The organism is Streptomyces rimosus, assembly GCF_008704655.1.
Lineage (GTDB): Bacteria > Actinomycetota > Actinomycetes > Streptomycetales > Streptomycetaceae > Streptomyces > Streptomyces rimosus.
The window spans coordinates 7,980,862-7,993,896 of record NZ_CP023688.1 but is presented as its reverse complement, the minus strand read 5'-3'; the positions used below and the strand labels follow the sequence as shown (position 1 = coordinate 7,993,896).

Sequence of the window (13,035 nt, the reverse complement as noted above, 5' to 3'; positions counted from 1 at the left end):
GGGAGGATGCGCCCCGCACGCCGCCGCGTCAACACCCGTCACACACACCGCGCGTGAACCGCCCCGGCCGATCGGCGGCAGCTCACCGCGCCCCCATTGACACCGCCCGGCGGCGCTCATTACGGTCACGCCACCATTTCGGACGCGTGACGAAATATCGAACACGATGGAGGGTCAGCTCCCGTGCGCATCAGCGGTATCAGCACGCATGTCGTCGGCACCCCCTGGCGCAACCTCACCTACGTACAGGTCCACACCGACGAGGGCCTCACCGGCGTCGGCGAGACCCGCATGCTGGGCCGCACCGACGCCCTCCTCGGCTATCTCGCCGAAGCGGCGGACCACCACCTCACCGGCTCCGACCCGTTCGACATCGAAGACCTCGTGCGGCGCATGAAGTACGGCGACTACGGGCGCGCCGGCGAGATCGTGATGTCCGCCGTCGCGTGCGTGGAGACGGCCTGCTGGGACATCAAGGGCAAGGCGCTGGGCGTACCGGTGTGGCAGCTGCTCGGCGGCCGGGTGCGCGATCGCGTCAAGGCGTACGCCAACGGCTGGTACACCACCGAGCGCACACCGGAGGGCTATCACGCCGCCGCCCGCGCCGTGGTCGAACGCGGCTACCAGGCGCTGAAGATAGACCCGTTCGGCACCGGCCACCTCGAACTCGACCCGGCCGGCACCCGCTACGCCGTCTCGCTCATCGAGGCCGTACGGGACGCCATCGGCCCGGACCGGGAGCTGATGGTGGAGATGCACGGGCGGTTCAGCCCCGCCACCGCGGTACGGCTCGCCCGCGAGCTGGCGCCCTTCGACCCGGCGTGGCTGGAGGAACCCGTACCGCCGGAGAACCTGAAGGCGCTGGCCAAGGTCGCCGGCAAGGTGGACACGCCGATCGCGACCGGGGAGCGCATCCACGACCGGATCGAGTTCCGCGAGCTGTTCGAGTCGCAGGCGGCGGACATCGTCCAGCCGGACGTGGGCCACTTCGGCGGCATCCTGGAGACCCGCAAGCTCGCCGCGACCGCCGAGACGCACTACATGATGATCGCGCCGCACAACGTGGGCGGCGGGGTGCTGACCGCCGCCTCCCTGCAACTCGCGGGCTGCACTCCGAACTTCAAGATCCTGGAGCATTTCAACGACTTCGCCGACTCCGAGATCAAGCGGGTGGTCAAGGGCGCGCCCGAGGTCGTGGACGGCTACTTCACCCTGCCCGACGCGCCCGGCCTGGGCGTCGAGCTGGACACCGACGCGGCAGCCGAGTTCCCGCAGCAGCCGGCCCGCTTCGACCTGTGGGCCGAGGGGTGGGAGCGGCGCGAAGCGGGCGGCGGGCACCGGTGACCGCGCCCGCGCGCACCCGGTCCGTCCTGGTCGAAGGCCCAGGACAGCACCGCCTCGTGAGCGCGCCCACCCCCTCACCCGGGCCCGGCGAGGCGCTGGTGCGGGTGGCCGCGGCGGGCCTGTGCGGCAGTGACCGCGAGGTGTACGACGGCGGGCGGCCCGCCCCGTACGTTCGCTACCCGATCGTCCCCGGCCACGAGTGGGCGGGCACGGTCGCCGCGGTCGGTGACGGGGTGCCGGACGCACTGACCGGCCGCAAGGTCGTCGGCGAGAACTTCCGTACCTGTCTGGCCTGCGACCGCTGCCGGGCCGGCGAGACCTCGCTGTGTGCCGCGGCCTACGACGAGACCGGGTTCACCCGCCCCGGCGCATTCGCGGACACCCTGGTCGTGCCCGCCCGGCTGCTGCACCCGCTCCCCGACGACGCGGACCTCGACGCGGCCGCGCTGTTGGAACCGGCCGCGGTCGCCGCCGCTGCCGCGCTGGCCGCCCGCGCGGTGCCCGGCGAGCGGATCGCGGTGCTGGGCGCGGGCACCCTCGGGCTGCTGGTCGTACGGTTCCTGGCCGCCGTCTCCCCCGCCGAGCTGATCGCCGTCGATCCGCGCCGGGCCCGGGCCGAACAGGCCCTGGCAATGGGCGCGACCGGCACCCGCTCCCCCGGTACGGGGCCCGGCGGCTTCGACGTGGTGGTGGAGACCGCGGGCGCGCCGGACACCGCCGCGACGGCGGCGGAACTCGCCCGCCGGGGCGGCCGGGTGGTCCTGACCGGCCTGCCGGGCTCCGGCGCCCGCGGCCTCGACCCGGTACGCCTGGTCACCGACCACCTCACCGTACGCGGCGTCTTCGGCGCGCCGTCCGCCGCCTGGACCCATGCCGTACGGGCCTTCACCACCGGCCTACTGGATCCCGCGCCACTGATCACGCACACGTTTCCGCTGGAGCGCTGGGGCGAGGCCGTGGCGCTGGTGGGCAGCGGCGATCCGGGGGTGGGGAAGGTGCTGGTGCGGCCGGAGGCGTAGGCGCCGCCCGCGCACCACCGAACAGCTCGGCCGCCTCACGACCATCATCCCGAACGTCGTCCGACATCCCGAACAGAGGAGCCCCATGTCCCTCGCCCCTCCCGGTACCGGCCCCCTCCTCCGCCACCCCGCACACCACGCCCTCGCCCCGCTCGGCCACGCCGCCCCCGCCGACGACCCGGCCGACGCCTCCCCGTACGCGTTCCCCGACGGCGGCACCTGGCGGACCGAGATCCCCTCCGTGGAAGGCCCGGAGGTCTTGTCCGCGGTCCTCAAGGAGGCCGTGCGGCTCGGCGTGCCCGTCCACCGCGTCAGCCAGGGCAGCGGTGTCTGGATGCTGACCGACACCGAGATCACCGACATGCTCGACGCGTGCGCCGCGCACGGGGCGGAGCTGTGCCTGTTCACCGGGCCGCGCGGCACCTGGGAAGCCGGCGGTGCCGCCGGGCCGCGCGCCCGGGGCCAGGAGGCGGTGGCCGGCTGCGTCGAGGACGCGCTGCGCGCCACCGACCTGGGCGTGCGCTGTCTGCTCGTCGCCGACGAGGGCGTGCTGTGGCTGCTGCACCGGCTGCGCGCCGCCGGAACCCTGCCCGCCGGCACCACGTTCAAGGTCTCCGCGCTGGTCGGGCCGGTCAACCCGGCCGCGTACGAGATCTTCGAGCGGCTCGGCGCCGATTCCCTCAACGTGCCCAGCGACCTCACCCTGGACCAGCTCACCCAGATCCGCCGCGTCTCCCGCGCCCCGATGGACTTCTACGTCGAGGCGCCCGACGACCTCGGCGGCTATGTGCGGATGTACGACGTGGCGCAGCTCGTACGGCGCGGGGCGCCGCTGTACCTGAAGTTCGGCCTCAGCCGCTCCCCCGCGCTGTACCCGTACGGCGCCCAGCTGCGCGCCGCCGCCCTGGACAGCGCGCGTGAACGGGTGCGGCGGGGCAGGCTGGTGCTGGACCTGCTGGCCCGGCTCGGCGGTGACGGCCGCATGTCGCCGCCCGGTTCCCGGCTGCCGGGCGAGCTGCGCCGCTTCCCCGTACCCGAGGAGGGCCGGTGAGCGGCCCCGCCCACATACCCCGCCGCACCGTCGTCGCGGCGGCACTCGCCCTCGGCCTGACCGCCTGCGGCCAGGAGGCCAAGGGCGGCAGCCGCTACCGCCCCGGCGGCTCCGGAGGCGGCACGGTCGGCATCGCAATGCCGACCAAGGCGTCCGAACGGTGGCTGGCCGACGGCCGCAACATGGTCCGCGAGTTCGCGGCCAAGGGCTACCGCGCGGACCTCCAGTACGGCGACGACCGGGTGGAGAACCAGGTCGCGCAGCTGGAGAACATGGTCGCCAAAGGGCACCGGCTGCTGGTCGTGGCGGCGATCGACGGCTCCGCGCTCACCGATGTGCTGCGCCGCGCGAAGGAGGCGGGCATCGGGGTGATCGCGTACGACCGCCTGGTCCTCGGCACCCCGGACGTCGACTACTACGCCTCCTTCGACAACGCCCGCGTCGGCCGGCTCCAGGGCCGCTACATCGTGGCCAAGCTGCGGCTCGAGGCGCGCGCTGACGAGCGGTTCACCATCGAGCTGTTCGCGGGATCGCCCGACGACAACAACACCCGGTACTTCTGGAACGGCGCGCTGGCCGAGCTACGCCCGTACCTGCGACGCGGGCAGCTCGTCGTCCGCAGTGGCCAGACCGCGCTCAACCAGGCGACCACGCTGCGCTGGGACGGCGGCACGGCGCAGAAGCGGATGGACGACCTGCTCAGCACGTACTACGGGACGGCCCGGCTGGACGCGGTGCTCTCCCCGTACGACGGCATCTCCCTCGGCGTCATCTCGGCCCTGAAGAGCGTCGGTTACGGCGGTGCCGGCCGCCCGTACCCCGTCGTGACCGGGCAGGACGCGGAGCTGGCCGCCGTGAAGTCCATCCTGGCCGGGCAGCAGACGCAGACCGTCTACAAGGACACCCGCAAGCTCGCGCGGCAGGCGGTGCTGATGGGCGACGCCGTGCTGCACGGCAGGAAGCCGCAGGTCAACGACGTGAAGACGTATGACAACGGGGCGCGGGTGGTGCCCGCTTTCCTGCTCGACCCGGTCAGCGTGGACCGCGGCAACGCCCGGATCCTGGTCGAGGAGGGCTATCTGAAGGCCGCGGACCTGGGCGGCGCCCTGTGAGCGGGCTCAAGGTGATGCGTGCGGACACGCCCGTCCTGGAAATGCACGGCATCACCAAGAAGTTCGGCGGCGTCACCGCGCTGGACGGCGTACGGCTGTCGGTGCGCGCCGGGGAGATCCACGCCGTCTGCGGGGAGAACGGCGCGGGCAAGTCGACCCTGATGAAGGTGCTCAGCGGGGTGTATCCGCACGGCAGTTACGCCGGTGAGATCCGCTTCGGCGGTGAGCGCTGTGCGTTTGGGGACGTACGGGCCGGTGAGCGCCGCGGCATCGTCATCGTGCACCAGGAACTGGCACTGGTGCCGTGTCTGTCGGTGGCGGAGAACATCTTCCTCGGCAACGAGCGGGCCCGGCGCGGGGTCATCGGCCGGTACGAGACGCTGCGGCAGGCGTCCGCGCTGCTGGCACGGGTCGGCCTGGCAGAGGACCCGCGCACCCGTGTCGCCGATCTCGGCGTCGGCAAGCAGCAGTTGGTGGAGATCGCCAAGGCGCTGGCCAAGGACGTACGGCTGCTGATCCTCGACGAGCCGACCGCCGCGCTCAACGACGCGGACAGCGACCACCTGCTGGACCTGGTGTGCCGGCTGCGCGACCAGGGCGTGGCCTGCGTACTGATCTCGCACAAGCTGGGCGAGATCCGGCGGGTCGCGGACAGGGTGACCGTGCTGCGCGACGGGCGCACCGTCGAGACGTTCACCGTACGGGACCGGCCCGGCGCCGCGCCGTCCGTCCCCGAGGAGCGCATCATCCGCGCCATGGTCGGCCGCGATCTGGACCACCGTTTCCCGCCGCGGACGCGCTACGAGGGCCCGGACGCGGGCGCACCGGCGCTCGCCGTCGAGCGGTGGACCGTGCGCCACCCCGTCGATCACCGGCGCACGGTGGTGGACGGGGCGTCCCTGCACGTCCGGCGCGGTGAGATCGTCGGCCTCGCGGGGCTGGTGGGCGCGGGCCGCACCGAGCTGGCGATGAGCGTCTTCGGCCGCTCCTACGGGCGGTACGCGGGCGGCACCGTACGGCTCGGGGGCCGGCCGGTCGTGCTGCGCACCGTGCCGCAGGCGGTGGCGAGCGGCCTCGCGTACGTCACGGAGGACCGCAAGACGTACGGCCTGGACCTCCTGGACACCGTGCACCGCAACCTCTCGCTGGCCGCACTGTCCGGGCTCGCCCGGCGCGGGGTGGTCGACCGGCACGCGGAGCGCCGGGCCGCCGAGGAGCTGCGGACCTCACTGGGCATCAGGTCGCGCACCGTCTTCGAGCCCGTCGGGCGGCTCAGCGGCGGCAACCAGCAGAAGGTGCTGCTGGGCAAGTGGCTGCTCGCCGGGCCGGAGGTGCTGATCCTCGACGAGCCGACGCGGGGCGTGGACGTGGGCGCCAAGTACGAGATCCACGCGGTGATCGGGCAGCTGGCCGCGCGCGGCAAGGCGGTGCTGCTGATCTCCTCCGAACTCCCCGAGCTGCTGGGCCTGTGCGACCGCCTCTACACGATGGCGGCCGGGCGGGTGACCGGTGAGCTGCCCCGCGCGCGGGCGTCGCAGGAGGCGCTGATGCGCCTGATGACCGTCGAACCGCCGACCACCCGCCCCTCCCCCACGGACGAGAGCTGAGGCCGCCATGACCACCGCAGTCCAACCGTCCGCCGACCATCCGGCGGGCCCGCCGTCCGGTGACGGGCCCGGCCCGTCGGCCGCCGCCGTGCTGCTGGACGCGGTGCGCGGCAACCTGCGCCAGTACGGCATGATCATCGCGCTGGCGGTCATCGTCGTCCTCTTCCAGATCTGGACCGGCAACGCCCTGCTGCTGCCCAACAACGTCTCCAACATCGTCCAGCAGAACAGCTACATCCTCATCCTCGCCATGGGCATGATGATCGTGATCGTGGCCGGGCACATCGACCTGTCCGTCGGCTCGCTGGCCGCGTTCACCGGCGCCGTGGCGGCCGTCCTGATGGTCCAGCACCATCTGCACTGGCTGCCCGCGCTGCTGCTGTGCCTGCTCATCGGCGCGGCGACGGGCGCCTGGCAGGGCTTCTGGATCGCGTACGTCGGGATACCGTCCTTCATCGTCACCCTGGCCGGGATGCTGCTGTTCCGCGGCGCGACCCAGATCGTCCTGGCGGGGCAGTCCCTCTCCCCGTTCCCCGGGCCGTTCCAGGACCTCGCCCAAGGCTTCCTCCCGGAGGCCGGGCCGTACACCCGCTACCACAACCCGACCCTGCTGATCGGTCTGGTGGTGGTGGCCGGGCTGCTGCTGCGCGAACGGCGCGACCGCCGGAGGCGGGCCGCGCACGGCCTCGAAGTGCTGCCGCGCTCCCTGTGGCTGGCCAAGTGCGCCGCGATCACCGCGGCCGTGGCGGTGTTCACGCTGACCCTGGCCAGCTACCACGGCGTCCCGGTGGTCCTGCTGATCATGTGCGTGCTGCTGCTCGGGCTGGGTTTCGTGATGCGCGACGCGGTCGTCGGCCGCCATGTGTACGCGCTGGGCGGCAACCGGGCGGCGGCCCGCCTGTCCGGGGTGCGGGACGGGCGCGTCACGTTCCTGGTCTTCGTCACGATGGGCGTCCTCGCCGCGCTCGCCGGCTGCGTCTACGCGGCCCGGCTCAACGCGGGCACCCCGCAGGCGGGCATCAACTTCGAACTGGAGGCGATCGCGGCGGCGTTCATCGGCGGCGCCTCCATGAGCGGCGGTATCGGCACCGTGTTCGGCGCCGTGACCGGCGCACTGGTGCTCGGCGTCCTGAACAACGGCATGTCCCTGGTCGGCATCGGCACCGACCACCAGCAGGTCATCAAGGGCCTGGTCCTGCTGGCCGCGGTCGGCTTCGACGTGTGGAACAAGCGGCGGACCGGTACGTAGCGCGGTGGCCGCACCGGTCCGCCGGGGTGGCGCCGCGTGTCACCGCCGCCAGAACAAGTGGTGCACGACGCCGCTCGCGCTGGGCACGACCTCAAGATGGAACCGGTCGAGCAGCTCGTCGGGGGAATCCCACAGCCGTATCCCGGAGCCGAGTTCCACCGGCGCGACCGCCACATGCAGGGTGTCGACGAGGCCGGCGTCCAGGAACTGCCGGACGGTGGTGACCCCGCCGCCGAGCCGGACGTCCTTGCCGCGCGCCGCCTCCCGCGCCCGTTCGAGGACCATGGCCGGGTCGCCGCCGACAAAGTGGAACGTGGTGTCGGAGAGCGTGATCGAAGGGCGTTCGTGGTGCGTCATGACGAACACCGGGGTGTGGAACGGGGGCTCGTCACCCCACCAGCCGCGCCAGTCGTGGTCGCGCCAGGGCCCGCGCTGGGGGCCGAACTTGTTGCGGCCCATGATCTCGGCGCCGATGTTGCGTGCGAAGTCCCGTGTGAAGTAGTCGTCCAGGCCCCGGCTCCCGCCGGGGTCCGTGCGCATCGGCCAGCTCGCCGTGGCGCCAGCCCAGGCGAACAGCCTCTCCGGGTGGGGGAGGCCGAACGGGCTCTCCAGGCTCTGCTGCTCGCCGGCGCCGATGCCGTCCCGTGAGACGTTGAAATTCATGACTCTCAGCAGCTGGTCCACGTGTCTCCTCGTCAGGTCCGATCGCATCCGGTGCGGCGGGATGCCCCGCACCAGGACGTCGAACGGGACGCCGCCGGATCGACAGTGGTCCGCGCTTTTCTTTCAAGACCGCCCATACGCCTGGGCCCCGCCGTCGTCCGGCGGGGCCCGGGCCGGCCGGGGTGCCCGGCGTGGCGCCTCCGTGGGGCGCTACGCGGCGGGCAGCACCGCCCCGTCCCCGGCCGCCGCGGCGGGCAGTACCGCGCCGGCCCGGTCGGCGGGCGCCCCGCCGTCCTCCCCGGCCGCCGCCGGGTGTCCGGTGCCGTCCCGGGCGGGCAGCTCGGCGAGCAGGGAGTCGTCCTCCACCCGGGCGCCCGGCAGCCGGTGCCGGGCCGCGATCAGCGCGGCGTCGACATCACGGGTGCCGGTGGACACGCACAGGGTGTAGGCGACATCGTCCATCCGCTGCCGGACCTCCGGGCTCCCGTTCTCCGCGTCCAGTACGCGCAGCGTCGTGTACTGCTCGACCAGGTCACGCAGTACAGCGGGGTGCGCCAGCAACATCAGGGCCTCCTCGTTCAACACCGTCCGTGAACAACTGCGCTCCGTGTACCCGACGGCCCCACCCGTATGCCCCCCGCTTTTCTTCTCGTCGCGCGCCCGCCTCACCCGGCGAATTCAGGCTGCGCCAGCCCCCGCCCGGCGTCCGGCACCACCAGCAGCGAGCCGCCGAGCGGCGCTGCGCCCGGCCCGCCGCGCGCCGTGGTGACATACAGGTCGGTGAGCGCGGCGCCGCCGAACGCGCAGGCCGTGGGGCGGGCGACCGGCATCGGCAGCACCCGCTCCAGCACCCCGCCGGGCGTGTAGTGCCGTACCTGCGCGCCCTCGAACATCGCCACCCACACACCGCCCTCGGCGTCCACGGCCAGCCCGTCCGGATAGCCCGCCGTCTCCGCGGGCTCCTCGATCTCCACGAAGGGACGGCGGCCGGTCACCAGCCCCTCGTCCGTGACGTCGAAGACATCCACGCGCCGGGTGGGGGTGTCGATGTAGTACATCCGCCGGCCGTCCGGGCTCCAGCCCGTGCCGTTGCTCACCGTGACGTCCGACAGGACACGCGTGGCGCTGCCGTCCGGCGCGATCCGGGTGAGCGTGCCGCGGCCCGGCGCCTCGTCGTACGCCATGGTGCCCGCCCACAGCGCCCCGTCCGGCGCCACGGCCGCGTCGTTGCCGCGCCGCCCCGCCACGGGCTCGCGGTGCAGCCACGCGAACGCGCCGTCCGCGTCGTACGTGCCCACCCCGTCCCGCAGGTTGACGACCAGCCCGCCTCCCCTACGGGGCTTGGCCGCGCCGACGTGCTGTTCGGTGGCCAGCACGGTGCGGCGGCCGGTGGCGGGGTCGACGGTGTGCACGCGGGCGGAGAGGATGTCGACCCAGATCAGCCGCCCGGCGCGGGCGTCCCAGGTCGGCCCCTCGCCGAGCCGCGCCGGCGCGGCGACGGCGACCTCCCAGGCCCGGGTCACGGCTGCCCCCGGTGGCCGAGCCGCGCGGACAGCTCGTCGGCGCCCTTGCGGGCCAGCCCGGCCAGTTCGGCGCACCGCTCCTCGCTCCACCGGATCATCGGCACCGAGACGCTGAGCGCCGCCACGACCCGCCCGGCGCGGTCCCGTACGGGCGCGGCCACGCAGCTCACGTCCGGGTTGGACTCCCGCTGCTCCACCGCCACGCCCCGGTCCCTGATCAGCGCGAGCTGGGTGTGCAGTTCGGCGGGCGAGGTGACGCTGTGCTCCGTCATGGCGGTCAGCTCGCCGTCCGCCGGGATGCGTTCGGCCAGCGCGGCCTCGGGCAGCGAGGCCAGCAGCATCTTGCCGACGGCGGTGCAGTGCGCGGGCAGCCGTCGCCCCGCCGCGGACACCATACGTACCGCGTGGGTGCTGTCCACCTTGGCCACGTAGATCACATCGGTCCCTTCGAGGAGCGCGATGTGCACGGTCTCCCCGCAGGTCTCGGCGACCTCGCGGGCCACCCGCTGCCCCTCGGCCGCCAGGTCGAGCTGTTCGGCGTACCGGCTGCCGAGCTGGTAGGCGCGCACGCCGAGCCGGAAGCGCCCCGGCTGTTCGGGCACGTGGGCGAGGTAGTTGCGCGCGACGAGCGTGCTGACCAGTTCGTGCACGCTGGTGCGCGGCAGGCCGAGCCTGCGGGTGATGTCGGGGGCGGACAGCGTGCCGTCCCCGTCGAGGAAGAGCTCCAGTATGTCCAGCGCCCGCGTCACCGCGGGTACGAGCCGTCCCATGCGCTGCCGCCCCTCATCCGTCACCGGACCGGCCGGCCGGGCCGGTCGTTCGTGATACCGGCCGACCGCCGGTATCACGGACGAACCCTAGTGCGCACCCCCACCGTGGGCAACGGAATCACCGACTACTACCGGCCGCAAGCGCGCGCTGTTCCTCATCAGGTGAGGTCCAGTACGGCCTTCCCGTGCAGGCGCCGCTCCAGCAGAGCGGCCACGGCCTCGGGCGCCTTGTCCCAGCCGCCGCGCCAGGAGATCTGCGGGTCGAGCTCCCCGTCCGCCACACGTGCGGCGAGCCAGGTGAGGTCGGGCGACAGCCCCGGGCATTCCAGCAGGTGGAAGGTGGCCAGTGAACGGCCGTGCCGGCCCTCGTCGCCGTAGAGGGCGCCGACGGGGAAGTGCTCGGGTACGTTCGCGGCGTGGCCGACGGCGACGAGGGTGCCGCCTCCGGCCAGCATGCTGAACGCGTCCACGAGCTGCGGGCCGCCGACCATGTCCAGCACGCCGTGCACGAGCCCGGTGAGCTCGGAGGGGCCCGACAGCACCTGGTGCGCGCCCAGTTCGCGCAGGCCCGGGCCCTGTGTCTCGGGCGAGCCGGTCGTCGCGATGACCTCGGCGCCGCCGCGCCGGGCGAGCTGGACGGCGTACCGGCCGACGCCGCCCGTGGCGCCGGTGATCAGGACGCGGCGGCCCAGGATCGGGCCGAGCGCGTGCAGGGCCCGCAGCGCGCTGGTGGCCGCGACCGGGATGGTGCTGATGGCGCCGAGGTCGGCCCCGTGCGGCACCTCGCCGAGCAAGTCGGTGCTCACGGCGCGCAGTTCCGCCCAGCCGCCGTCGGGGCCGAGCGTGACGACGGGCGTGCCGGCAGCAGGGCCGGAGCCGTCGGCCGCCGCCCGCTCCACGATCCCGGCCGCGTCCCAGCCCAGCACCGCACCGTCGGCGGCGCGCTCGGCCACGACCTTGACCTCCCCGTAGTTCAGCGAGGTCGCCGTCACCCTGACCAGCGCCTGGTGCGGGGCCGGCTCGGGGTCAGGGGCCTCGCCGAGGCGCAGTCCGGAGGGGGTGGAGTGGTCGATGAGCAGCGCGCGCATGGTCGTTCGCCTTTCGTGAGCGGCAACGTACGGCCTCAGAATGCCGGTGACCGGCATTTGCCGTCAACCGGCAAATGCGGTTCGCCAGCGTACGGCTGATACGCTGACCGCCATGGCGGGAACGGTGAAGGCAACGGCGGCGACCACGAATCTGCGCGAGCGCAAGAAGCAGCGCACCCGGCAGCGGCTGATCGACACCGCGCTCGAACTGTTCACGGAACGCGGCTTCGACGCGACCACGCTCGACGACCTCTGCGACGCCGTCGAGATCTCCCAGCGCACCTTCTTCCGCAACTTCGCCGGCAAGGAAGACGTCGCCCTGGCCCCGACCCACGACCTGTGGCTGGCCTGCCTCGACAGCCTGGAGACCCGCCCCCTGGCCCCGCAGGGCACGACCGTGCTGGAGCTCCTGCGGACGGCATTGCTGGACGCGCTGGAGCAGGTGTCCGACGACGGGTGGACGCACCGCGTCGCGCTCAGCCGCCGGCTGGCCGAGAAGACGCCGTCCATGGACGTACGCGGGCGGCAGTTCTGCGACCGCACCAGCCGCTCCATCCTCGACGTCCTGCACCGCCGCCTGGAGCTGCCGCCCTCCACCGACCCCCGTTCCCTGCACGCGCGGCTCGCGCTGGACATGGCGGTCGCGGCCTTCCACCAGGCACTCGGCGACTGGTCGGCCCGCCAGGGACAGCAGGGCACCCCCACTCGCCGTCAGCTCGCCGCCGACCTGCGGACGGCGTTCGCGGCCCTGCCCGAAGCGCTTGCCCTGGAAGCCCGGCCGGTGGCCGAGTCCTAGTACCGCTCATCGCGGCCGGCTCCCGGCCCCGTCCCCCCCGGACTCAGGCCGACGTCCGCAGCCAGTCCTCGAAGCGCGTCGTGGCCAGGCGGGCGTGGCCCTCGGCGGGGACGAGGCTGCGTTCGGACAGTTCGGAGCCGAAGTAGCGGGCGTGCGGGTCGGCGACGACCTTGCGCGGATCGTTCCTGGCACGCAGCGCCCGGGAGACCAGTTCGTCGAAGCGGAACAGCTGGGGGCCGGCCACCTCGGTGGTCCCCTTCAGCGAGGCTTCCACGGCGGTCCCGGCCACCGCCTCGGCGACGTCGTCGGCCGCGATCGGTTGGAAGAGCACGGGCGGTACGCGCACGGTGTCGCCCTCGGTGGCGGTGTCGGCGATGCCCTGGACGAACTCGAAGAACTGCGTCGCCCGGATGATCGAGTACGGGATCGGCCCCTGTTTGATCAGACGCTCCTGGGCCGCCTTCGCCTGGAAGTAGCCGTTGTCGGGGAGGTCGTCGACACCGACGATCGACAGGGCCACATGGTGCGTCACGCCCGCCTTCGCCTCGGCGGCCAGCAGGTTGCGGGTGGAGGTGGTGAAGAAGTCCCGTACCGCCGCCGCCTCGAAGGAGGGCGAGTTGGCCACGTCCACGGCCACCTGGGCTCCCGCCAGCGCGGCGTCGAGGCCCTCTCCGGTGAGCGTGTTCACGCCGGTGCCGGGTGCGGCGGGCACCGCCTTGTGCCCGCGTTCCCGGAGCCTGCCGACCACCTTGCCGCCGATGAGGCCGGTGCCTCCGATGACCACGATCTTCACGTCGGGTACTCCTTGGGTCG

13 protein-coding genes are annotated in these 13,035 nt (G+C 73.4%); 7 read left to right on the top strand and 6 right to left on the bottom strand.

Translation table 11 applies throughout. From position 1 onward, the window contains the following. Positions 1-183: 183 nt before the first annotated feature. The 6 genes from CP984_RS35100 to mmsB all read left to right on the top strand — a co-directional run bounded on the left by CP984_RS35100 (position 184) and on the right by mmsB (position 7,382). Complete coding sequence (locus CP984_RS35100) at positions 184-1,344, top strand: mandelate racemase/muconate lactonizing enzyme family protein (RefSeq protein ID WP_003986189.1); 1,161 nt, start codon at positions 184-186, stop codon at positions 1,342-1,344. After that, the gene (locus tag CP984_RS35095; protein WP_003986188.1) at positions 1,341-2,363 is read left to right on the top strand and encodes a zinc-dependent alcohol dehydrogenase; all 1,023 of its coding nucleotides are present in this window, start codon (positions 1,341-1,343) and stop codon (positions 2,361-2,363) included. The genes CP984_RS35100 and CP984_RS35095 overlap by 4 nt, the downstream gene beginning before the upstream one ends. A gap of 85 nt (positions 2,364-2,448) precedes the next feature. Continuing rightward, positions 2,449-3,414 (top strand): hypothetical protein, encoded by a 966-nt coding sequence (locus CP984_RS35090; RefSeq protein WP_003986187.1) that lies wholly within the window; start codon positions 2,449-2,451, stop codon positions 3,412-3,414. Beyond that, positions 3,411-4,526 (top strand): multiple monosaccharide ABC transporter substrate-binding protein, encoded by a 1,116-nt coding sequence (gene chvE / locus CP984_RS35085; protein ID WP_003986186.1) that lies wholly within the window; start codon positions 3,411-3,413, stop codon positions 4,524-4,526. Before CP984_RS35090 ends, chvE begins: the two co-directional genes overlap by 4 nt. Positions 4,527-4,540: 14 nt before the next feature. Further along, positions 4,541-6,133, top strand: coding sequence for a sugar ABC transporter ATP-binding protein (locus tag CP984_RS35080; protein WP_050498880.1), 1,593 nt, complete (start codon positions 4,541-4,543; stop codon positions 6,131-6,133). A gap of 7 nt (positions 6,134-6,140) precedes the next feature. Continuing rightward, positions 6,141-7,382, top strand: a complete 1,242-nt coding sequence (gene mmsB, locus CP984_RS35075) for a multiple monosaccharide ABC transporter permease (protein ID WP_003986184.1) — start codon at positions 6,141-6,143, stop codon at positions 7,380-7,382. Between the two features lie 39 nt (positions 7,383-7,421). Here the strand turns inward: mmsB and CP984_RS35070 are convergent, their stop codons facing one another. The 5 genes from CP984_RS35070 to CP984_RS35050 form a co-directional block, all read right to left on the bottom strand. Further along, positions 7,422-8,066, bottom strand: coding sequence for a dihydrofolate reductase family protein (locus CP984_RS35070; protein WP_003986183.1), 645 nt, complete (start codon positions 8,064-8,066; stop codon positions 7,422-7,424). Positions 8,067-8,255: 189 nt separating this feature from the next. After that, positions 8,256-8,609: a DUF5133 domain-containing protein gene (locus CP984_RS43070; RefSeq protein ID WP_030183395.1), complete on the bottom strand. Its 354-nt coding sequence runs from the start codon at positions 8,607-8,609 to the stop codon at positions 8,256-8,258. Positions 8,610-8,710: 101 nt separating this feature from the next. Beyond that, entirely contained in the window at positions 8,711-9,568 is an 858-nt protein-coding gene (locus CP984_RS35060) for an SMP-30/gluconolactonase/LRE family protein (protein WP_003986039.1), read from the bottom strand. Beyond that, complete coding sequence (locus CP984_RS35055; RefSeq protein WP_003986040.1) at positions 9,565-10,338, bottom strand: IclR family transcriptional regulator; 774 nt, start codon at positions 10,336-10,338, stop codon at positions 9,565-9,567. Before CP984_RS35055 ends, CP984_RS35060 begins: the two co-directional genes overlap by 4 nt. Positions 10,339-10,496: 158 nt before the next feature. Continuing rightward, positions 10,497-11,426 carry a zinc-binding dehydrogenase gene (locus CP984_RS35050; RefSeq protein WP_003986041.1) on the bottom strand — a complete coding sequence of 310 codons (930 nt, stop codon included), beginning with the start codon at positions 11,424-11,426 and terminating at the stop codon, positions 10,497-10,499. A 112-nt stretch (positions 11,427-11,538) separates the two neighbouring features. Between CP984_RS35050 and CP984_RS35045 the strand changes: the two genes are divergently transcribed. Beyond that, entirely contained in the window at positions 11,539-12,222 is a 684-nt protein-coding gene (locus CP984_RS35045) for a TetR family transcriptional regulator (protein ID WP_003986042.1), read from the top strand. Between the two features lie 43 nt (positions 12,223-12,265). Here CP984_RS35045 and CP984_RS35040 read toward each other — a convergent pair whose 3' ends face one another. Then, positions 12,266-13,015: an SDR family oxidoreductase gene (locus CP984_RS35040; protein WP_003986043.1), complete on the bottom strand. Its 750-nt coding sequence runs from the start codon at positions 13,013-13,015 to the stop codon at positions 12,266-12,268. Positions 13,016-13,035 lie beyond the last annotated feature (20 nt).

Bases quoted from the DNA above. Each gene is read 5' to 3' on its own strand.
- mmsB (WP_003986184.1), top strand. From the start codon at position 6,141: ATGACCACCGCAGTCCAACCGTCCGCCGACCATCCGGCGGGCCCGCCG.
- CP984_RS35045 (WP_003986042.1), top strand. From the start codon at position 11,539: ATGGCGGGAACGGTGAAGGCAACGGCGGCGACCACGAATCTGCGCGAG.
- CP984_RS35090 (WP_003986187.1), top strand. From the start codon at position 2,449: ATGTCCCTCGCCCCTCCCGGTACCGGCCCCCTCCTCCGCCACCCCGCA.
- CP984_RS35080 (WP_050498880.1), top strand. From the start codon at position 4,541: ATGCGTGCGGACACGCCCGTCCTGGAAATGCACGGCATCACCAAGAAG.
- CP984_RS35050 (WP_003986041.1), bottom strand. From the start codon at position 11,426: ATGCGCGCGCTGCTCATCGACCACTCCACCCCCTCCGGACTGCGCCTC.
- CP984_RS35055 (WP_003986040.1), bottom strand. From the start codon at position 10,338: ATGGGACGGCTCGTACCCGCGGTGACGCGGGCGCTGGACATACTGGAG.
- CP984_RS43070 (WP_030183395.1), bottom strand. From the start codon at position 8,609: ATGTTGCTGGCGCACCCCGCTGTACTGCGTGACCTGGTCGAGCAGTAC.